Source organism: Serratia sp. T13T92, assembly GCF_047530105.1.
GTDB lineage: Bacteria > Pseudomonadota > Gammaproteobacteria > Enterobacterales > Enterobacteriaceae > Chania > Chania fonticola.
On sequence record NZ_JBLJAK010000001.1, the window covers coordinates 400,625 to 419,653 of the forward strand.

Genomic DNA, 19,029 nt, shown 5'->3' on the forward strand with positions numbered 1-19,029 from the left:
GGTTGGCCTCCGTATCAGAACTGCAAGTGTTCTGCGCGCACAATCATCGCCAGACCGGAGGAGAGCTGTACACGAACGCCATCTTTAGCGATTTCGAGTACGGTTGCGTCCATCGCGCTCTGACCTGCTCTGACTTTGATTTCCTGGCCAATTTGCAGTTTTGAGATGTCTGTGACTGGCACATGACGCGGCTGGCTGGCCTCTTTGGCTACACGAGGTTCACGAGCTTGCTGTGGGCGTGCTTGTTGTGGGCGCGGCTTGCGGTTCTCTGCTGCGGCTCCGCCTTCACGACGTACGGCTGGCTTTTTGCCGGCAGGACGCGGACGACGAGGCTCGGCAGTGGCAGACTCACCAGCAGCTTCACGTTTTTTGGCATTCTGTTCGGCACGCTGTGCCTGAACGCGCGCTTTGGCTTCTTCAAGCTGCTGGCGAGCATGATCGACATGCTGCTGTTCCAGCTCACCGCACGGGTTACCGTCCAGGTCTACACGCTGGGCGCCAACTTTGACACCGTAGAGGTAACGCCAGCTTGAGGTATACAGGCGCAGAGCTGAACGCAGCTGCGTTTTGCTGAGGTTCTCTTCCCCTTGTACACGTTCTACCAGATCCTGAAAAATACCGATTTTCAGCGGGCGTGCTTCGCCTTCGGCGCTAAAGCAGAGCGGGAAACGCTCGGCAAGAAAAGCAATGACTTCTTTAACTGTGTTCAACTTGTGTTGATTTTCCATGAAATTTCCTGATTACAACGGGTTGCCAACAAGCCGCAGGCATGAACAGGCGTCATTATAATGACGTCATCGCTAAATGCCACGTTAACCGTAGATCAACTTGCCGCTACAGTGACATATTTCGCAAAATTGCTCTGTGCCAGCCGTGCGCAAAGCCCCGCCACCACTGCTTTCAGGCCGATTTCGTCCTGTTCATCGAAGCGTTGATAAACTGTGCTGTCGATATCCAGAACCCCGATGACCTGACCACTGACGTCTAACGGCAACACAATTTCCGCGTTGCTGGCGGCATCGCAGGCGATATGTCCAGGAAATGCATGAACATCGCCAACGCGCTGCACCTGGTTCTGCGCCGCTGCCGTACCACACACGCCCTTACCCAACGGGATCCGCACGCAGGCAATCTTGCCTTGGAACGGACCTAGCACCAGTTGATGGCCTTCCATCAGATAAAAACCGACCCAGTTTACGTCATCAAGACGCTCATTGAGTAGCGCACTGGCGTTAGACAATGCGGCGATAAAGTTATCTTCCCCATCGAGCAATGCGCTCAAATCGCGTTTTAATTCCGCGTAGAATGATTCTTTAGTCATGATTAACCGTTCAAATACTCAAATAGCCTCGACTTAACCCGTATAAAATAAGCATTAAATGCGTATAGCCACAAGGTTAATCATCTGTTGCTTCACAAAACACGGTACAACAGGGTATGTTTGCCGTCTAAAAATCATTTGTAACCTGCGATGCTAATCCCTTTTTACCGGTTGATAGCATTGACGGGTTGGTTTTCAAGCTACGCTAAGTAGACCTCAGGTCGCCAAACAGCACTCATGATGAAGATACTCGCCATTACCGGCCCGCTCTCCAAGGCTCGCCACCAACGCTGTTGTGAATGCGATTTGCTGTTCACGTTGCCGCCGTTAACCCGCAATCAGGCCGCCTACTGCCCACGTTGCAACGCCAAAGTGGTGAATGGCCGCGACTGGTCAATGACCCGCCTGACCGCCGTTGCCGTCACCATGCTATTGCTGATGCCCTTTGCCTTTAGCGAGCCGTTGATCAGCATTCGCCTGCTCGGCACGAAGATTAACGCTAGCCTGTTGGAAGGCATCTGGCAAATGAGCAGCCAAGGGGATCCGTTTACCGCCAGCATGGTCGCCTTCTGCACCATCGGCGCGCCGCTGACGCTATCACTGTCATTACTGTACCTATGGTTTGGCCATGCGCTCGGCATGAACCTGCGGCCAGTGCTGCTGATGCTGGAGCGTCTGAAAGAGTGGATCATGCTCGATATTTACCTGATCGGTATGGTGGTCGCGGCGATCAAGGTCAAGGAATATGCAGATATTGAACCCGGCAGCGCCCTGATTGCCTATCTGGCATTGACCCTGCTCAGCCTGCTGACGCTGATCCACATGAACCTGGAGCAGATGTGGGAACGCTACTATCCACAGGAACAGCCAGAGGGAAAACCAGAGGCATTACACGTTTGCCTGGCCTGCCATTTTACCGGCTTTCAGGATGAGCGTGGCCGCTGTCCCCGCTGTCATGTACCGATGTGCCATCGCCAGCCTTACAGCCTGCAAAAAACCTGGGCCGCGCTGATTGCCGCCATCGTGCTGCTAATCCCCGCCAACCTGCTGCCGATCTCGGTGGTTTACGCCAACGGCGCGCGTATGGAAGATACCATTTTCAGCGGCGTCGTCTCGCTGGCCAACTCGGGTAACATGCCGATCGCCGCCATCGTATTTATCGCCAGCGTCCTGGTACCCTTTACCAAGGTGATCGTGCTGCTGGTGCTGCTATTCAGCATTCATTTCAAAACATCGCACAGCCTCAAAACCCGCATCCGGCTGCTCCGGCTGGTCACCTGGGTTGGCCGCTGGTCGATGCTCGATCTGTTCGTGATCTCGTTGATGATGTCGCTGATCAATCGCGACCAACTGTTATCTTTTACTATGGGACCAGCAGCTTTTTACTTTGGGTCTGCGGTTATTTTAACTATCCTTGCCGTACAGTGGCTGGACAGCCGATTGATTTGGGATGCACATGCAACAGGAAACGCCGAATACGCCGACTGAGGCGCGGGTCAAAAACAAGCGCCGTATCTCGCCATTCTGGTTACTGCCGTTTATCGCCCTGCTGATTGCCGGGTGGCTGGTCTATACCAATTACCAGGAGAGCGGCAATAGCGTCACCATAGACTTCCAGTCTGCGGCAGGTATTGTCGCTGGCCGCACGCCTGTTCGTTACCAGGGTGTGGAAGTGGGCACCGTGCAAAGTATTTCGCTGAGCAAGGATCTGCGTAGTATCGTGGTTGAAGCCAGTATCAAGAGCGATCTGGAAGACTCACTGCGGGAAGGCACGCAATTCTGGCTGGTAACACCCAAAGCCTCATTGGCAGGGGTTTCCGGCCTGGATGCGCTGGTCGGTGGTAACTACATCGGCATGATGCCGGGCCGCGGCAAACCACAAACCCACTTCACCGCGCTGGATACGCAGCCGAAATACCGCCTGAATACCGGCGAGCTGATGATCCACCTGCAAGCAGATGACCTCGGTTCCCTGAACACCGGCTCGCTGGTCTATTATCGCAAGATCCCGGTAGGTAAAGTGTATGACTACACTATTTCGCCGGGTAACAAAGGCGTGATCATCGACGTGCTGATCGACCGCCGCTTTGCCAATCTGGTGAAGGACAACACCCGCTTCTGGAACGTTTCCGGTTTTAAAGGCGATTTCAGCCTGTCCGGTGCCAGTGTGCAGATGGAGAGCCTGGCAGCGTTGGTAAACGGTGCGATAGCCTTTGACTCCCCGCTCGACGGCAAGCAGGCCAAGGCCGATCAAAACTTTACGCTGTATCCGGACCTGGCCCACAGCCAGCGTGGGGTTAACATCTCGCTGGACCTGCCCGACGGCAACAGCCTGAGCGAGGGACACACGCCGCTGATGTATCAAGGATTGCAGGTCGGCACCTTGACTCGTCTGGCTCTGCAACAGGATAGCAAGGTAACCGGCGAACTCACCATCGATCCTTCGGTGGTCGATCTGATGCGTACCGGCACACGCATTGAGATGCGCAGCCCAAAAATCAGCCTTAACGACGCCAAGCTGAGCCAGCTGTTAACCGGCAACACACTAGAGTTGGTGCCGGGTGAAGGTGAACCCCAGCAGCATTTTACCGTGTTGGACAGCAGTAAAACGCTGCTGCAACAGCCTGGCGTGGTGACGGTCACCTTGAATGCCCCGCAAAGCTACGGCATCGACGTTGGGCAGCCATTAATCGTGCACGGTATCAAGGTCGGCCAGATCCTGACCCGTACCCTGACCGACGGCGGTGTGACCTTTACGGCAGCGATCGAAGCACAACACCGCAGTTTGCTGCACAAAGACAGTAAATTTGTGGTCAACAGCCGAGTGGACGTCAAATTCGGTCTGGACGGTGTGCAGGTGTTGGGGGCCAGCGCCCAGGAGTGGCTGGACGGCGGCGTACGCCTGATCCCTGGTGGTAAAGGCGAGCCGGACGCGCAGTATCCGCTGTACAGCAACGCGGAAAAAGCCGCCGAGGGTATCGTCGGCAACAACCCACTGCCTACCTTGACGCTTACTGCCACCAGCCTGCCAGATGTGCAAGCCGGTTCGGTGGTGCTATACCGCAAGTTCCAAGTGGGTGAGATTGTCAACGTACGGCCCAAGGCCAACGAGTTTGACGTTGAGGTCTATATCAGCCCGGAATACCGCAAGCTGTTAACCAGCGAAAGCATTTTCTGGGCGGAAGGCGGTGCCAAGGTGCAATTGAACGGCAGCGGCCTGACGGTGCAGGCTTCCCCGCTCAACCGCGCGCTGAAAGGCGCCATCAGCTTTGATAACCTGCAGGGCGTTACGCTGGATAAAGGGGCCAAACGCGTGCTGTACGCCTCAGAAACCGCCGCTCGCGCCGTGGGTAGCCAGATCACGCTACGCACCTATGATGCCAGCAAACTGTCCCCTGGCATGCCAATACGCTATCTGGGCATTGATATCGGCCAGCTTGAATCACTGAAACTGGCACCAGAGCGTAACGAGGTGCTGGCGAAAGCGGTATTGTACCCGGAGTATGTGAAAACCTTTGCCCGTCTCGGCAGCCGTTTTGCCATCGTTTCACCGGAGATTTCTGCCGCTGGGGTCAATAATCTGGACTCCCTGTTGCAGCCCTACATCAACGTGGAACCTGGCCACGGCGGTTCAATGCGCTCGTTTGAGCTGCAGGAAGCCAGCATTACCGACTCCCGCTACCTGGATGGCCTGAGCGTGATCCTGGACGCCGCCGAGACCGGTTCGCTGCAAATCGGCACACCGATCCTGTTCCGTGGCATTGAAGTGGGTACCGTGACCGGTTTCTATCTGGGGGCGATGTCAGATCGAGTACACGTCTCGCTGCGAGTCAGCAAGAAATACCAGCATCTGGTGCGTAACAACACCGTCTTCTGGTTGGCCTCTGGCTATAACCTGCAGTTTGGCCTGACGGGCGGCGTGATCAAGAGCGGTACCTTCCAGCAGTTTATTCGCGGCGGTATTGCCTTTGCCACCCCACCTAGCATTCCGCTGGCCCCTAAAGCCACGCCGAACAAACACTTCCTGCTGAATGCGGAAGAGCCGAAAGATTGGCGCGAATGGGGCACCGCCATCCCAAGGGACAACTGATAGCTAGCGGCAGGGTTCAATGTTCTGAACCCTGCCGCGCCCACCAAGATAATCCATACCATTACTGCTTTGCCATTCAACTCATTGACCGAAACTTACCGATATTCTCAGGGCGGGTGTTTATGGTAAACTAGCCCCTTCGATTTTTTTCCGCCCTGAGAGCTCCCTGTGGCTAATCCTGCCCCTGCTTTTTTGCCTCCTGCTTTTCTCGACGCAACTCGCGCCATCATGCCTGACCATTTATCCATGGATGACTTCATCGCTATTTGCCAACAACCCTTGCGGCGGAGCCTGCGAGTCAACACGCTGAAAATCAGCGTTGCGGACTTTCTGGCGTTGGTAAAAGACTACGACTGGCGGCTGGAACCCATCCCCTGGTGCCCCGAAGGCTTTTGGATCGAGCGCGAGGACGAAGCCTTACGGCTGGGCAGCGCGGCGGAGCATCTAAGCGGCCTGTTCTACATTCAGGAAGCCAGTTCCATGCTGCCGGTGAGCGCCCTGTTTGCCGGGCGTGAAACCCCGCGCCGGGTGCTGGATGTCGCCGCCGCGCCGGGTTCCAAAACCACCCAGATCGCCGCGTTGATGGGCAATCAGGGCGGCATTGTCGCCAATGAATATTCGGCCAGCCGGGTCAAGGTGTTGCACGCCAACATCAGCCGCTGCGGCGTCAAAAATACGGCGCTGACCCATTTCGACGGCCGGGTGTTTGGCGCAGCCTTACCGGAAAGCTTTGACGCCATCCTGCTGGATGCGCCCTGCTCTGGTGAAGGCGTGGTGCGTAAAGATCCGGATGCCATGAGCAACTGGTCGCCAGAAAGCGTAACCAGCATCGCACAAACCCAATGGGAACTGATCGACAGCGCCTTCCACGCCCTGGCCCCCGGCGGCGTGATGGTTTACTCCACCTGCACGCTGAATGCCCAGGAAAATCAACAGGTGGTACATCAACTGTTGGCAACCTATGGCGACGCCGTCAGCGTTGAACCACTGGGCGAACTGTTTCCACAGGCGCAACTGGCCCTCACACCAGAAGGCTTCCTGCACGTTTTCCCACAGATTTATGACAGTGAAGGCTTCTTCGTCGCCCGGCTACGCAAAAATCACAGCGTTCCGGCTTTGGCCAAACCAAGCTATAAGCTGGGCAAGTTCCCTTTCGCCCCACTTTCGGCCCAGGAGTCCTCGCTGGTGGCGCAGGCGGCTGCAGCCTCGGGTTTAGTTTGGGATGAAACCAGTAAATTATGGGCGCGGGATAAAGAAATCTGGCTGTTCCCCGCTGCGCTGGAGCCTTTAGTCAGCAAAGTGCGTTTTTCACGCATTGGCCTTAAGTTGGCGGAACGCTTCCCAAAAGGGTTCCGCTGGCAGCATGAGGCGGTGATCGCCTTGGCTGCCAGTGGCAACCCACAGACTTTTGAGCTCGATGCGGCACTGGCTCAGGAGTGGTTTCATGGCCGCGATCTCTACCCCTCGCAACCCCCACAGAGCAATGAGTGTATCGTCACTTATCAGCATCAGCCGCTAGGGTTAGCCAAACTGATTGGCAGCCGGATTAAAAACAGTCTGCCCCGCGAACTGGTGCGCGATGGAGTACTGGATTTCCATCAATAACGTTTAATAGGCCACGGTCACCGTTACGGTGTCACTATAACTTCCCGCTGGCTGGTTATTTTGCGAGAGATTAACCGAAGCAGTATAGGGGAAGGATTGCGAGGTGCCCGTGCCCGTCGCGTTGCTATTGGTGGCAGCGGTCCAAACGGTGCTATCCCCTTTGAACAGTTGATATTGAATATAGCTGGTGGTGCCGTTTACCGTAGACGCCATTTGCCTGTATTGGCCCGAACTGGCGACGCTGCTGGTCAGGTTGACCGAATAACTGGCGCTGAGGGTGCAACGTACGCTGATGGTATTGGAAACTACCGTAGTGAGGCCAGACGGCAACGCCGCGCTTCCGAACCCAACATTTGGCGCGCTGTCGATATAGCAATAGTTGCTGACAACCAGCGAAAGGTTGATATTGGAGCCGGACGTTATACTCCCGGAGTCTGCGACACAAATGGGGCCAAGCGCAATCGAGCAGATGTTCCAGTCCCAAGAGATCGGGATAGTATCAGTATAAGTGCCAGCAGCCAGGTTAGAGTTCATTTGTGGCCGGATAAAAATCGGCAGCGTGCTGTTTGGTGCGGTAAAAAGACCTAGTAAATCCAGTGCAGTAGTACTGGTCCAGGTAATGACGCTGCCCTGATTATATAGGGTGCTACACCCCCCATCCTTGCACAGACTGTATGGCAGATACTGGCCGGTCGCCGCACTGTATAAACGTGGCTGGGTGCCAGATGGATGTAAAGTCGTACCGATGGTGGCCTTGATAGTGTTAGTGCCACCAAGATTAAGCAACGAGCCAGTACATTTCAGCCCGCTACTGACAGAGGTGGTTAACGGGGTACTGCTGACATCAAAGGAATTCTGCGTGCCCAGACTGCCCGCGGTTGCCGGAGCCGTGCAGCCCGCCCAACCGAACGGCATTACCCCCGCTAACAGCAGCAATGCCAATCCTGCCCGCATCCATCGTAATTGCATAATCATGATTTTTTCTCTTCGGCACTGCCTTGGCAGACCAGCGGCCCGACCTGTTCAATGCTGTGATAATTGGGGTTCAGGTCAAAATCCACACGGCACATTGAGCGGTCGTCCTGCTGAATACTTAACTGGCCGTGGGATTGTAAATGTGAGAAGTACACCAGCCCGTCATAGCCGACAACGGTGGTTTGTTGCGTGGTTTGTTCCGTGACCAACGTGCCCAGTTTCAGCGGTTGCCCGACGGCGTCATGCAACGTGATATTGGCCGAGAGGACTTTTTGTACCGGGAATTTCACCACCATCCCGCTGCCTTGCTTAACGGCAATGCGATTGTTGACCTGATTGGCCACCACGTCCGCCGGTAACGGCAGCGTGTCGATCTCGACCTTGGCCGGATAGTACGAACTGATCGAGGGGATAAGTAGATGCCCGTTGCTGTCGGTGGTGCCCATCTTCTGATTCTCGTACAGTACCGAAACCCCGGCGTAACTGTCAGTATCCACCACGATAAACGCGTCGTTGATCTTGTCCGACAGGAACCAGGAGTTGGCCATGAACACCACTGAGCCGCTCAGGTCTGCCCAGTTGGTATATTCCCCTTGTGGGCCGAAGATGCCGCCTTGCAGCGTGGCATAACGGGTTTTCCAGGTGACATCGGCCTGTTGATAGGCATCGCCACCGCCGCTGTAAGCCAGGTTCCAGCCCATGCCGCCATCCGTGGGAGCGGCCTTGCTGGCCCCCACCTGCTGCTGATAATGCCCAGTATTGTTACGTGCTAACCCCACATTGAGGCTGACATCACTGCCCAGTGGAATAATAAATTGCAGCTGCGCACTGTAACCGTTATCCCCCAACGTTTTGTTGAGTGAGACAAACATGCTGCTCTGGCCCCACAGGGCACGGCTGTAAGAGAGGTTCACCAGGCGGGTATGCGAGTTGTCATAGGCCTGTACGTCGTAATAGCCCAAGCCCAAAGTGCCATTACTTGAACCAAACGGCGAAGCACTGAAGGTGGCCTGATCGGATTGACGGCTCAGGCGGGTATTGCTGGTGTAAGACGTGAGATCCTGATAGCCCACGGTGCGCGAGGCCCGCTGCGCCGAAAAACTGAATAGCGTCGAATTATAGGAGTAGCCCAACGTGTACTGGCTACCGTCTTTTTTGTCCGTCACGTTAGTGCCCAGCGGATTATCAATATCCTGATTGGGATCAGGCATACCTGGCGTATTCGGCCGGACAATCTGGTCGTTCACCACGTTGCTGGTCGCCACCGGCGGATGATTAGCCTTACTCTGGCTTCCTGACAGGCTCAGTGTCCCCCAGGTTCCCACCGCGATATCGGCCCCTAACCCGCCGAGTGCCAGCCCTTGCGTAGCCTCGCTGTGCCCGGAAAGCGTCAGATAATTACTCAGCCCGTAGCGGTAAATCCCGCTGAAGGCTGCATCTGAATAATCGCCATTAGAGATGCCATAATCCTGGCGCACCGCGCCGAGTGACACATCAAAGTCGCTCAGGTTTTTACGCAGCAGGGTGTTGGAAACATAAAACGGCACCGTGGTCGATACCTGGCGCCCAACCGCATCGGTGGTGACGATCGTCGCTTCACCGGCACCGTTGATGTAAGGCACATTGGTGAGGGTAAATGGCCCGGAGTTCAGATTATTGCTGCTGGCCTTAAAACCGTTGAGAAATAAATCCACGGTGCTGGGGACTGCGGCGGTACCGCTATATTGCAGTAACGGATAAGTCACCAGATCCGGGCGCAGGGCAAAATTGCGGCTGATGCGTAATCACCCCATGCGGGCCGAATTACTCCAGGTTAGCGAGTTGCTGACAAAATCCCCAAGCTGATAGCTGATCAGATCTTGTTCATCGCTATAACGCCAGAACGTGTCGTAGCGCAGATAGCGGTCTTGTACGGCACTGCCACCCTCGCCCGATACGGTGTCGATATTGTAGCGATAGGTCCCGGTATTACTGATAAACCCCAGGTTGCTGAACAAACGCTGCTCCATCCAGGTGGCAACCGATCTGGAGCCTTCGTGGGGATCGGTATAATAGGAATCGTAGTTTAGCAGCAGACCTGTGCTGCTTTGCGCCACCGTGTAATTCATCAGGTTGCCGCCGCCGACGTCCTGTTTTGGCAGCCAGGCATCCGGTACCTGGAAAATCAGCTGCTGGGCGGCAGAATCATATTTCACCTTCACCCCAGGCAACTCCTCGACCTTAATCAACCCTTGCTGACCATTGGTCTGCACGTGGTTCTTCGCCAGCACGCCAGCCTCCACGTAATACGCGTTGTCCCGATAGGTCACGGGAACCACCTGCCCGTCGCTCTGGCCATTGACGACAAGGGTCAGGTAGAACATCGCATTGGTGATCACCGGTGCCGCACGCGGGGCATCGGGCAATGATGAGTATTCCTGCGCCTGAACGCAGAAGGTACTCAGGCAAAGCAGGCACAGACCGCCTCGGCAATACAGCGGATACTGATGACCGGGACGAGTAATGGCTCGGATCGGCATTCGTCGCGCTTCCTGCCGCTATTCGCCGCGCGGAATGACGATGGGTTTGGTGTTATCGGCAATTTGCGCATTGAGTTGCGCACCAGGACTAACCCCGGCAGGAACCGGCCAGCGCATCGACTGCCCAGGCAAGACGTAGCCCATAAAACCGGCGATCATGGTTTTCACGCCCTGCTGTTGGTTGCCTTTCTCTGACCAGAACACATTACTCAGCCGCGCATGCACAATGCCGCTATTACGAACCTGTAAATAGGTTTTTCCACCGTCATTGACCGTGTGCCATTGCAACACTGGGCGCGTCGCCGTAGCAGCATCGCGTTTGATATCGCTACGTTCGTTGGTCCACAAGCCGCCACCATCCATAAACAGCGGCAGCAGATAGCGCATCTGTAATTGCAGTCCTACTACCGCTTTGCTTTGCCCCCCGGCAGCGCCGTTGATCGGCGACGGGATTTCATCAACGATGATGCGGTAGGCCTGCTCAGTATTGGCCGGTACCGGCGTATTGCGGATCAGCCTGATCAACTGCCGTTGCCCTGGCGGTACGGTGGCAAACGGTGGGCTGGCGACCACGTTATTCTGATCGGCATAGCGCTCGTTAAAATTTTCCTGTTTCCACGCCAGCACCCGCACCTGAAGAGAAACGGGTTCTGCCCCTCTGTTTTCCAGCCATAAGGCGGAACCATTCTGATCGGATTCAATGATTTGATACACCGGCCAGACCAGCACCGAGCTGGCGGCTTGTGCCGTGATTGAAGCACACAGGGTGTAACTCAGTACTACAGCGCTGATAATGCGGGTAAACAAGGTCGACATGGCTCATATCCTGATGATTCAATAAGTTAATGTTACGGTGACCGTATCGGTATAAGTTCCTGCCGAAGGCAGTGTGGTCACGGCGTATAAACGGGCATAAACCGGGTAGGTTTGTGTGGTACTGGGAAAGCTGGGGATAGACATTGCCAATGCGCCATTGCCCCAGACCTGACTACGGTTGGCATCACGAAACAACTGATAACCCAGCGTGTCGCTATTAGCACTGTTTTGCATGAAACGACGGGTGGCATTGCCCCCGTGGGTACCGTAATCCATGGCAATAGTGACCGTCGCTCCCGGCGTACAGGTCACCACCACCGAACCGGCACCCGCAGTGCTCACGGTATCGACATTACTGGCAATGGTTGTCATGGTGCCGAAATTGATGGTACCGAGGTTGGAAGTGGGGCTGGAAATCGAGCTGCCAAAAGCGCAGCCGTTGGTCAGAGTTGCCGTTACGGTAAAGGTCGTGGTGGTTGGCGTGGCGGCACGTAGCTCACCACACATCATCAACGGCAGCAGGATCAAAGAGAAATAGCGCATCAATGGCCCCCGCTACCAGGACACGGTGACATTCACCGTATCCAGATAAACACCGGCAGCCGGCGTGGTTTGCGCCGGAACACGACCATAGACGGTGTGCCATTGATCGGCACCGTTGCCGGTGTCACTCAGCCCGGTGGTATTATCCCAAATCGTCCCCCCGGGTTGGTTGGTGTAAAGGTTGTAGAGCACGCTAGCCGAACTGTTGGTGGTATTCACCATTTTGCGATTCGTGACCACGCCGCTGCTGCCTCCATCCAGCAAGATTTTATAACTCAGCCCACTGACGCATTTGACACGAATCGAGCCCGCCAACTGGGCGCTGGTCGCGTTAATCACAGTGTTCACAGCGGCAAAATTGCCGAAATTCATCGTGCCAAAGCTGGTATTGCCAGACGTCGTTGTTCCCGCTTCACAGGCGGGCAGCAACGTGGCCGCAATGCCGATCGTCGCCGCCTGGCCTAAGGGAATGTTGAGCAGCAAAGACTGCGACAAGATCGCTGGCAACAGCAGCAATACCCTGATCCCCATGCTCATTCCTTCCCGTATAAAAAACCAGCCAGGGGCTGATTCGCCCCCGACGGAATAACAGCCTTACCAGGAAAGCGTGGCGACTACGGTATCGTTGTAAGTCCCTGCGGTTGGTGTGGTACTGAGTTGGTCGCCAGGTAATACGCGGCCATAAATCGGGATGTTTTGCGCCGTTGTGCCCGTCGTTAAAGCAATAGGCGTATTGATGGCGATTTCCGTGGTACGCGCACTATCTGAATAGAGACGATAAGGAATGGTGTCGCCACCGGAGCTCATGGCGCGCAGCGCCCCCGTTGCCGCCAGACCGCCATTGAGCGACAGCGTCGGGCTAAGGCCGGTGCTGCAGGTGATGGTGACCGCGCTGGAGCCATTGGCACCAAACACCGTACCGTTGATTACGCTGGTCAGATCGGAGTAACTGCCAAAGTTCAAGGTCCCCCATTGGTTGGCGCCGCCAGTCGCACCGCCATTACCCACGGTACAGCCGCTACCGATCGTCAACTGAATACCGACTTGCCCTGTCAAGGTCCCCGCCGCTTGCACACCAGAAGCCAACGTCAAGGTTGCAGCAGCCAGCAAGGCCAGTAATAAACTCTTTTTTTCGCCCATGATAACTCCCAATAACAACTTACACCGATGTGTATTCATGCAACCAGGTTGCGTATGGAAATTCTCTGGTGGACTCACGCACTGCCAAAAACTGCCAAAGGACGACGCTCAAGCCGGGTTCTGATTTTTTGCAAGCGAACCCTGACGGTAACAACCTGATGACACAGGCTATCGTGGTTAAATATAGATTAATAAATTTAGCTTAAGCAGAATTTATCTGCCTTAAATGAAATAAGAATAAAAAACCATTTTTCATATTATTAACAAATTTTACTCCAGAAAAACACGCCACACCTCGACTTTAAAATGGTTAAGAAGTGCGATAGTGAGGATCGTTAATATTTATCGTGGCAACTAAGTGACCCTTGACGGTTGGGGTGAGTGCCTAGAGCAGCGCCCAGCGGGCCGATGGCATCTTTTTTTGTGACTTTTTCGCCCCTTTGTCTATGCTTATTGGGTGGTCGCAACTGGTCACACCTCATACCACTAGCTTCAGCAAGGAGTTCCAATGGGCAAAACCGTCGTGAAAATAGGCAGCTTCGAGGTTGATGACGCGCATTTAACGCCAGCATCTGAACACGCCGAAGGGAAAAGCACCCTGGCGATCCCCTGCAAATCAGACCCCGACCTGTGCATGCAGCTGGACGGTTGGGACGAGCACACCAGTATTCCGGCTATGCTGGATGGCCAACAGTCGCTGCTGTACAAACAGCATTACGATCGACATGCGGATGCCTGGGTGATGAGGCTGGAGTAGAGAGGTTCAGGAGAAAGGACGCGCCGTGTTCCCATTGGGCACGGCACGTTGTGTTATGCGATGGCGATACCGCGTCCGGCAAAGAAACGGCCGAAATCCGCCAGTGACATTGTCACCTTCTGGCGGCTGGCGAGGCTGTCACCGGAAGGATTATGAAAGGTAACGCTATGCCGATCGGCAGCGAACACCAACACCAGATGCCCACCCCGGGATGGCGGTTGTGACGCTGGTTGCCGGATACTCGGATGCACCGAGGCGATAAAATAGCGGTGCTGCTCCAGCAACGACGGCAACTGATGTTCATCGAGATTGACTCGCACCTCTGCCGTTAGCGCAAACTGTTCACGCACAAACACCACAAAGGGTGCATAAATCAGCCCTTTTATCCGTTCGCCGTCACGCACATAGGCCCCGTAAGGCAAGCTGCGGCGTGCCAACTCCAGCAATGGCGGTGCCGTGCCGTCCCGGTGCGTCAGCACCATTTTCAGACAGGCCATGCCGCACACGTGGTTGGCCCACTCGACATATTCCGCCGGGCTGGCCGCCCCACTCTGCACCCAGCTGGCATCATCCGCCAACGTGGCACGCCCGGCAATCAGATCGGCAGCCAGCTCTGGCGTCGCCCATTGGCACACGTAGGGCACTTCAGGCTGTGACATCACTCAGAACTTTTCGATAACCTTGAAATGCATCAACACCAGCGTCATATCCGGTGAGAACAGTTCATACTCTTCAAAGAAGCGTTTATGCTCTTTGCGCCAGTAATCCAGCGAGCGATCGCCTTCACCTTCCGCCAGGGCATGAGCCGCATCCACCTGCTCATAGGTGCTCATATCCACCTTCGTCAGCTCAATGGCGCACACCGGCTCATTCTTGCCGTCCACCACCACAAAGACATCGCCAGGCTGCGGAATACCTTCGCCATCCAGATTGGAGCAGGTGGCGGTCTTGACGCCATCCAGCACCAGTTTCACCAACTCATCCGCCTGCTGTTCGGTATCACCAAACGCCCAACGTTCTACATTTTCATACTTTTCAGGAATGGCCATTGCTTTACCTTTATTGATTGAGTCACAGGTGCTCAGGCAATATTACACCGTATTCCCTCACGTCTGCATCCATCACGTTGCCACTCCACCTGGTAGCCCCTGCTTTTTACCTGACTTTACGGTAAAGTTCTGTGCGTATCGCAGCGCAGCATTCATACTGTGGATCAACACGTCCTCAATGGCAGCCAATCTGCCAGGGCAATAAAATGAATCAGGCAGAGCAAGATCCCGATGACACCTTCAGTGATTTACTGAAAATCATCACAGTTATAGCCATCACCCTTATCGCTCTGGGTAGCTGGTACCTCTGCGTCTAAAGGAAAATAAGGAATCCCGACTTGCCAACCAAGCGTATGCGTACCAAACACTGGAAAATGTTTGTGATCCTGGTGCTGATCTGTCTGGCCCTATTGTTATTGCGCTGGGCGGCTATCGTCTTCGGTTAACCCTGCGTTTTGTTAGTCGCCTCTCCCGCTCGGGCAGCAGGCGCTTTGGACACCGGCTCCAGCAGTTCACGCAGATAGGCGATCCGGGCCTCCCCCTGTGGTAGCCACCAACGGCACCAACGATTTTTCACTTCGGCATGTCGGCTAAGTTGATAATAAGCCGCTAATTGTTCGACCAGTTTCATGGTTTCGCCCCCCTCATTGATTTGACAAAACCAGTATTGAATATAAAAACCAGAAGAAACACTGATGGGATGATTTTTATACTTCCGGTTTTATTTTCTCTGTGGCCTGGCGGGTAGCGCAGCCGGTTGGCAACTGCTACATTGAGCAAAAATCACCCAGCCGAGGTTAGCGATGAAGTTCTCGGAACAGGAGATCAAACCAGTATGGGATGAGGTTGCCCGATTGATTGGCGACAGCGTGATGCAGTTGCGTCATCGCGGAGAGGAATTATCGGTGGAGAGCCTTTCCAAGCAGTTGGCGCAGCATTTGGCGGAAAGCCACGATATTGAGCAGCGCATCCTGATCGGTGCGGCGATCAACATGCTGAAAGAGGGAAAGTGAATCGCCAACCGAAATGGTTGGCGATCCTGTAAGAGCCCAAGGTATGCAAGCCCGGCCTCTCTTAGTGCTATATTCTCATGTCAGCCTTGGCAGAGTAATCGGAATAGTCCAGATTGGCGACAAAGAATACGCGGGTACGGCCTACAGCGCCCCTACAACAACGTGGCAGGCACGATATCGGCCCATAGGGCCCGCGCATCATTGCCCTGAGCCACCAGCCGTAGCGGGCCATTCCCTGGTAGCCACCAGCAGCCCTGGCGTGCGGCCAGCAAGCTGCCGTCTGGCAACTGCCATTGCCCTCGCAGCACATACAGCACACCGGCATGTTGTAACGATAGCCCGATGGTCTCAGCAATGCGTTGCACCTGCGCCTGGTAGCAGCCACGCCGCGTCATGATGTTGAAATCCTGGCTGCTGCCGCCTAATAATCTGGCCTCTAGCGCCACATCCCCAGAGAAGACAAAAGGCTCTCCGATGCGCTGCAACTGGTGGTCGATCAAGCCTTCGCTGTACAAATGTACGCCATCGCCTTCCAGCAAAGTGATGGAACGGTCAATGCCGTTAAAGGCCGAGAAAGGCCCATCCTGCGCGATAGTAGCAATGCTGGCGCGCCAGCCGAATTCGGCGTTGCCCGGTGGTTGGCAGGTAATTTCGCGCGTTTCTCCGCCGCCATTACGCCACGGGCTCACCGGAAGATCGGCAAAATCGAAACGGTTCAGTTTCATCACGCCTCCTGTTGGAAAGTTTTCAGCACCCGTAGGAACTCAGCGCTGCTTTGCTGTTGCAACGCGTGACGCCCCTGCTCAATCACCTGTCGGCCGGCAACAAATACGTCGCGGATCTGTTCTTTGCCCCCGGCAAACAACCAGCGGTTGAGGATAGAAGCATCAGGCGCGGATGCCAGATACGGGTCGTCACCATCCAGCACCAACCAGTCCGCACGATAGCCTACCGCCAGTTTGCCAATTGCCGTACCACAGGCCTGAGCGCCGCCCCGTAATGCCTGTTGATAAAGCACGTCTGCCACAGCGGGTTGCTCTGGCGTGGTCAGCCGGTTACGGCGCTGATCGCGCAGCCGCTGCCCATACTCAAACCAGCGTAACTCTTCCACCACGTTTAAGGAAACGTGGCTGTCCGAACCGATCCCCCAGCGCCCCTGGTGATGCAGGTAACTGTCGCCAGGGAAAATGCCGTCACCCAGATTGGCCTCTGTGGTCGGGCATAATCCGGCTACCGCTTTACTCCGAGCCAGTTGTTCAAGCTCCTCACGATCCAGATGAGTGGCATGCACCAGACACCAGCGGCTATCTACCGGTAAATGTTCATACAGCCAGGCCACCGGGCGTTGACCGCTCCAGGCCAGGCAGTCGTTAACCTCTTTTTGCTGCTCGGCGATATGAATATGTACCGGCAAGGTCTGGTCGGAGGCCGCCAGGATCTGCTGCATCTGCCCCAGTTCAACCGCCCGCAGCGAATGGAAACATAACCCCTGATTCTGCAATGGCTGACCTGCCAGTTGGCGAGCTATCACCTGTTGCTGTTCGAGGTAGCTCTCCGCACTCTGAATAAAGCGCCGTTGCCCCGCTTGCGCAGGTTGGGCACCAAACCCGGCGTAGCTGTAGAGCACCGGCAATAGGGTCATGCCAATGCCTGCCTGAAGCGCTGCCTCGCTGAGACGCCCGGTCATCTCGCCCCGGTCGGCGTAGGCTTTTCCTTCCGGTGTGTGATGCAGGTAATGGAACTCGGCAACCTGGGTGTAGCCGCCCTTGAGCATTTCGATATACAGTTGACGGGCGATAACCCCAACCTGCTCCGGGGTTAAGCGCTGGACCAGGCGATACATCAGATCGCGCCAGGTCCAGAAGCTGTCTTGTGGGTTGCCCGCTACCTCTGCCAGCCCGGCCATCGCGCGCTGGAAGGCATGAGAGTGCAGGTTCGGCATGCCCGGCACCACGTCGCCGTGCAGGCGCAGGCAACCGTCTGAGTCAGCATTGGGGGTCACTTGGGCCAATTGGCCGTGAGCGTCGACTTCGAGCCGTACGTTATGGGCCCAACCGGTCGGAAGCAGTGCGCGAGAGGCAAAATAAGCAGGCATAGCAGTATTCCAAAGTAGGTGTAACGGCTAAGAACGCACGACTGTCAGGCCGCGCAGGTAAAAAATTTGTAAACCAGTTTCATTCATCTGGTGAACGGACGCTTACTTGTATATACATATACATATCTTCAACATCAACAGTAAACTGGTGTTATTATTTTTTTATTTGACGAGGTTAACGTCGTGGTAGATCAACAGACCGTGTTGCAGCTGGCTGCAGCAATGAGCGAAACCCCCGCCCCGATCTATCAACGGGTCAAACAGGCCATCGTAAGCCAAATCCGTGCGGGCCACTGGCAGCCGCACCAACGCGTTCCCTCGGAAAGTGAACTGGTCAGCGAGCTGGGCGTCAGCCGCATGACCATCAACCGGGCCTTGCGTGAATTGACCAGCGAGGGTTTTTTGATCCGCATGCAGGGCGTTGGCACCTTCGTGGCCGAGGCCAAGGCACATACCGCGTTGTTGGAAGTGCATAATATCGCCGATGAGATCGCCGCCCGTGGGCACCGCCACAGCAGCAAAATTTTGCAGCTGACCGCCCGCCCGGCCAGCGCAGAGGAGGCGACGGCATTGGGGATCCCGCCGGGCCAGCAGTTGTTCTACTCGCAGATTGTGCATTATGAAAATGACGTGCCGGTGCAGGTGGAAGATCGCTGCGTCAACCCGCTGGCCGCCCCCGATTATATGAAGCAGGATTTCGATAGGGTCACGCCCTATATTTACCTGACCCAGTCCGCTCCGCTGACCGCAGGTGAACATATTGTCGAAGCCGTGGTGCCAACCAAGCAGGAGCGCGAACTGCTGCAATTGGAAGACCACGAGCCGGGCCTGCTGATCCATCGTCGAACCTGGTCTGGCAAAATGGTGGTGACCTCCGCCCGCCTGCTCTATCCAGGCAGCCGCTATCAGTTGTTTGGTCGTTTTACCAATCAGGTTTAAGTTCGACAGAGCGTGCTACCCAGTGGGCGCTGCGTAAAGCGCCCCTACGGTCGAATCCAATGACGTTCAACCCTACCTTTTTCGCGTTTCATCACATCTCGGTAACAAATATTTATCCCCTCTCTTGTCGCAGCCCGGCGAATGCGCTAGGTTGTTTTTAATTGTAT

General features: G+C 55.4%; 21 protein-coding genes. 7 read left to right on the forward strand and 14 right to left on the reverse strand.

The window, feature by feature from the left end; translation table 11 throughout:
* Positions 1-14 precede the first annotated feature (14 nt).
* Together proQ and ACMV5I_RS01800 are read right to left on the reverse strand one after the other, a co-directional pair.
* Positions 15-728, reverse strand: coding sequence for an RNA chaperone ProQ (gene proQ, locus ACMV5I_RS01795; protein ID WP_021804621.1), 714 nt, complete (start codon positions 726-728; stop codon positions 15-17).
* A 95-nt stretch (positions 729-823) separates the two neighbouring features.
* Positions 824-1,321 carry a GAF domain-containing protein gene (locus tag ACMV5I_RS01800; RefSeq protein ID WP_021178215.1) on the reverse strand — a complete coding sequence of 166 codons (498 nt, stop codon included), beginning with the start codon at positions 1,319-1,321 and terminating at the stop codon, positions 824-826.
* Between the two features lie 240 nt (positions 1,322-1,561).
* On the opposite strand from ACMV5I_RS01800, the gene yebS reads away from it, so the two are divergent.
* The 3 genes from yebS to rsmF all read left to right on the forward strand — a co-directional run bounded on the left by yebS (position 1,562) and on the right by rsmF (position 7,016).
* A complete protein-coding gene (gene yebS, locus ACMV5I_RS01805; protein ID WP_202671207.1) occupies positions 1,562-2,809 on the forward strand; it encodes a membrane integrity lipid transport subunit YebS in 1,248 nt (415 codons plus the stop codon).
* The gene (locus ACMV5I_RS01810; RefSeq protein ID WP_024486121.1) at positions 2,778-5,411 is read left to right on the forward strand and encodes a PqiB family protein; all 2,634 of its coding nucleotides are present in this window, start codon (positions 2,778-2,780) and stop codon (positions 5,409-5,411) included. Before yebS ends, ACMV5I_RS01810 begins: the two co-directional genes overlap by 32 nt.
* A 168-nt stretch (positions 5,412-5,579) precedes the next feature.
* Positions 5,580-7,016 carry a 16S rRNA (cytosine(1407)-C(5))-methyltransferase RsmF gene (gene rsmF, locus ACMV5I_RS01815; protein ID WP_414823515.1) on the forward strand — a complete coding sequence of 479 codons (1,437 nt, stop codon included), beginning with the start codon at positions 5,580-5,582 and terminating at the stop codon, positions 7,014-7,016.
* Positions 7,017-7,019: 3 nt separating this feature from the next.
* Here the strand turns inward: rsmF and ACMV5I_RS01820 are convergent, their stop codons facing one another.
* The 7 genes from ACMV5I_RS01820 to ACMV5I_RS01850 all read right to left on the reverse strand — a co-directional run bounded on the left by ACMV5I_RS01820 (position 7,020) and on the right by ACMV5I_RS01850 (position 13,009).
* Positions 7,020-7,991 carry a spore coat protein U domain-containing protein gene (locus ACMV5I_RS01820; RefSeq protein WP_065685977.1) on the reverse strand — a complete coding sequence of 324 codons (972 nt, stop codon included), beginning with the start codon at positions 7,989-7,991 and terminating at the stop codon, positions 7,020-7,022.
* A complete protein-coding gene (locus tag ACMV5I_RS01825) occupies positions 7,988-9,736 on the reverse strand; it encodes a fimbria/pilus outer membrane usher protein (protein ID WP_414823516.1) in 1,749 nt (582 codons plus the stop codon). The genes ACMV5I_RS01820 and ACMV5I_RS01825 overlap by 4 nt, the downstream gene beginning before the upstream one ends.
* 39 nt (positions 9,737-9,775) lie before the next feature.
* Positions 9,776-10,510, reverse strand: coding sequence for a hypothetical protein (locus tag ACMV5I_RS01830; RefSeq protein WP_414823517.1), 735 nt, complete (start codon positions 10,508-10,510; stop codon positions 9,776-9,778).
* A gap of 18 nt (positions 10,511-10,528) precedes the next feature.
* Complete coding sequence (locus ACMV5I_RS01835; RefSeq protein ID WP_021804627.1) at positions 10,529-11,326, reverse strand: molecular chaperone; 798 nt, start codon at positions 11,324-11,326, stop codon at positions 10,529-10,531.
* Between the two features lie 18 nt (positions 11,327-11,344).
* A complete protein-coding gene (locus ACMV5I_RS01840) occupies positions 11,345-11,869 on the reverse strand; it encodes a spore coat U domain-containing protein (RefSeq protein ID WP_121606684.1) in 525 nt (174 codons plus the stop codon).
* 12 nt (positions 11,870-11,881) lie between these two features.
* Positions 11,882-12,400: a spore coat U domain-containing protein gene (locus tag ACMV5I_RS01845; protein ID WP_065685973.1), complete on the reverse strand. Its 519-nt coding sequence runs from the start codon at positions 12,398-12,400 to the stop codon at positions 11,882-11,884.
* 63 nt (positions 12,401-12,463) lie between these two features.
* Positions 12,464-13,009: a spore coat U domain-containing protein gene (locus ACMV5I_RS01850; protein WP_202727186.1), complete on the reverse strand. Its 546-nt coding sequence runs from the start codon at positions 13,007-13,009 to the stop codon at positions 12,464-12,466.
* A 508-nt stretch (positions 13,010-13,517) separates the two neighbouring features.
* On the opposite strand from ACMV5I_RS01850, the gene ACMV5I_RS01855 reads away from it, so the two are divergent.
* On the forward strand, positions 13,518-13,766 hold the full coding sequence (locus ACMV5I_RS01855; RefSeq protein WP_021178226.1) for a DUF1480 family protein: 249 nt from the start codon (positions 13,518-13,520) through the stop codon (positions 13,764-13,766).
* Positions 13,767-13,819: 53 nt separating this feature from the next.
* Here ACMV5I_RS01855 and ACMV5I_RS01860 read toward each other — a convergent pair whose 3' ends face one another.
* Complete coding sequence (locus ACMV5I_RS01860; protein ID WP_414823518.1) at positions 13,820-14,425, reverse strand: hypothetical protein; 606 nt, start codon at positions 14,423-14,425, stop codon at positions 13,820-13,822.
* 3 nt (positions 14,426-14,428) lie between these two features.
* Complete coding sequence (locus ACMV5I_RS01865) at positions 14,429-14,815, reverse strand: ASCH domain-containing protein (RefSeq protein WP_021804633.1); 387 nt, start codon at positions 14,813-14,815, stop codon at positions 14,429-14,431.
* Positions 14,816-15,153: 338 nt separating this feature from the next.
* Here ACMV5I_RS01865 and yniD point away from each other — a divergent pair, with 338 nt between their 5' ends.
* Complete coding sequence (yniD, locus tag ACMV5I_RS01870) at positions 15,154-15,261, forward strand: small membrane protein YniD (RefSeq protein ID WP_223499378.1); 108 nt, start codon at positions 15,154-15,156, stop codon at positions 15,259-15,261.
* Here the strand turns inward: yniD and ACMV5I_RS01875 are convergent.
* Positions 15,258-15,446 (reverse strand): hypothetical protein, encoded by a 189-nt coding sequence (locus ACMV5I_RS01875; protein ID WP_024486130.1) that lies wholly within the window; start codon positions 15,444-15,446, stop codon positions 15,258-15,260. The two genes, yniD and ACMV5I_RS01875, sit on opposite strands and share 4 nt — an antisense overlap.
* Before the next feature lie 172 nt (positions 15,447-15,618).
* Between ACMV5I_RS01875 and ACMV5I_RS01880 the strand changes: the two genes are divergently transcribed.
* Positions 15,619-15,828 (forward strand): DUF2767 family protein, encoded by a 210-nt coding sequence (locus ACMV5I_RS01880; protein ID WP_024486131.1) that lies wholly within the window; start codon positions 15,619-15,621, stop codon positions 15,826-15,828.
* Between the two features lie 152 nt (positions 15,829-15,980).
* On the opposite strand, the gene ACMV5I_RS01885 is transcribed toward ACMV5I_RS01880, so the two are convergent.
* The gene (locus tag ACMV5I_RS01885; RefSeq protein WP_414823519.1) at positions 15,981-16,553 is read right to left on the reverse strand and encodes a HutD family protein; all 573 of its coding nucleotides are present in this window, start codon (positions 16,551-16,553) and stop codon (positions 15,981-15,983) included.
* Complete coding sequence (locus ACMV5I_RS01890; RefSeq protein WP_414823520.1) at positions 16,553-17,923, reverse strand: formimidoylglutamate deiminase; 1,371 nt, start codon at positions 17,921-17,923, stop codon at positions 16,553-16,555. Before ACMV5I_RS01890 ends, ACMV5I_RS01885 begins: the two co-directional genes overlap by 1 nt.
* Positions 17,924-18,106: 183 nt before the next feature.
* On the opposite strand from ACMV5I_RS01890, the gene hutC reads away from it, so the two are divergent.
* A complete protein-coding gene (hutC, locus tag ACMV5I_RS01895) occupies positions 18,107-18,862 on the forward strand; it encodes a histidine utilization repressor (protein WP_021178234.1) in 756 nt (251 codons plus the stop codon).
* Positions 18,863-19,029 lie beyond the last annotated feature (167 nt).

What these genes read in the sequence shown, in the direction of transcription:
- proQ (WP_021804621.1), bottom strand. Translation starts at nt 728, where the DNA reads ATGGAAAATCAACACAAGTTGAACACAGTTAAAGAAGTCATTGCTTTT.
- ACMV5I_RS01800 (WP_021178215.1), bottom strand. Translation starts at nt 1,321, where the DNA reads ATGACTAAAGAATCATTCTACGCGGAATTAAAACGCGATTTGAGCGCA.
- yebS (WP_202671207.1), top strand. Translation starts at nt 1,562, where the DNA reads ATGAAGATACTCGCCATTACCGGCCCGCTCTCCAAGGCTCGCCACCAA.
- ACMV5I_RS01810 (WP_024486121.1), top strand. Translation starts at nt 2,778, where the DNA reads ATGCAACAGGAAACGCCGAATACGCCGACTGAGGCGCGGGTCAAAAAC.
- ACMV5I_RS01820 (WP_065685977.1), bottom strand. Translation starts at nt 7,991, where the DNA reads ATGATTATGCAATTACGATGGATGCGGGCAGGATTGGCATTGCTGCTG.
- ACMV5I_RS01830 (WP_414823517.1), bottom strand. Translation starts at nt 10,510, where the DNA reads ATGCCGATCCGAGCCATTACTCGTCCCGGTCATCAGTATCCGCTGTAT.
- ACMV5I_RS01835 (WP_021804627.1), bottom strand. Translation starts at nt 11,326, where the DNA reads ATGTCGACCTTGTTTACCCGCATTATCAGCGCTGTAGTACTGAGTTAC.
- ACMV5I_RS01840 (WP_121606684.1), bottom strand. Translation starts at nt 11,869, where the DNA reads ATGCGCTATTTCTCTTTGATCCTGCTGCCGTTGATGATGTGTGGTGAG.
- ACMV5I_RS01845 (WP_065685973.1), bottom strand. Translation starts at nt 12,400, where the DNA reads ATGGGGATCAGGGTATTGCTGCTGTTGCCAGCGATCTTGTCGCAGTCT.
- ACMV5I_RS01850 (WP_202727186.1), bottom strand. Translation starts at nt 13,009, where the DNA reads ATGGGCGAAAAAAAGAGTTTATTACTGGCCTTGCTGGCTGCTGCAACC.
- ACMV5I_RS01855 (WP_021178226.1), top strand. Translation starts at nt 13,518, where the DNA reads ATGGGCAAAACCGTCGTGAAAATAGGCAGCTTCGAGGTTGATGACGCG.
- ACMV5I_RS01860 (WP_414823518.1), bottom strand. Translation starts at nt 14,425, where the DNA reads ATGTCACAGCCTGAAGTGCCCTACGTGTGCCAATGGGCGACGCCAGAG.
- ACMV5I_RS01865 (WP_021804633.1), bottom strand. Translation starts at nt 14,815, where the DNA reads ATGGCCATTCCTGAAAAGTATGAAAATGTAGAACGTTGGGCGTTTGGT.
- ACMV5I_RS01875 (WP_024486130.1), bottom strand. Translation starts at nt 15,446, where the DNA reads ATGAAACTGGTCGAACAATTAGCGGCTTATTATCAACTTAGCCGACAT.
- ACMV5I_RS01880 (WP_024486131.1), top strand. Translation starts at nt 15,619, where the DNA reads ATGAAGTTCTCGGAACAGGAGATCAAACCAGTATGGGATGAGGTTGCC.
- ACMV5I_RS01885 (WP_414823519.1), bottom strand. Translation starts at nt 16,553, where the DNA reads ATGAAACTGAACCGTTTCGATTTTGCCGATCTTCCGGTGAGCCCGTGG.
- ACMV5I_RS01890 (WP_414823520.1), bottom strand. Translation starts at nt 17,923, where the DNA reads ATGCCTGCTTATTTTGCCTCTCGCGCACTGCTTCCGACCGGTTGGGCC.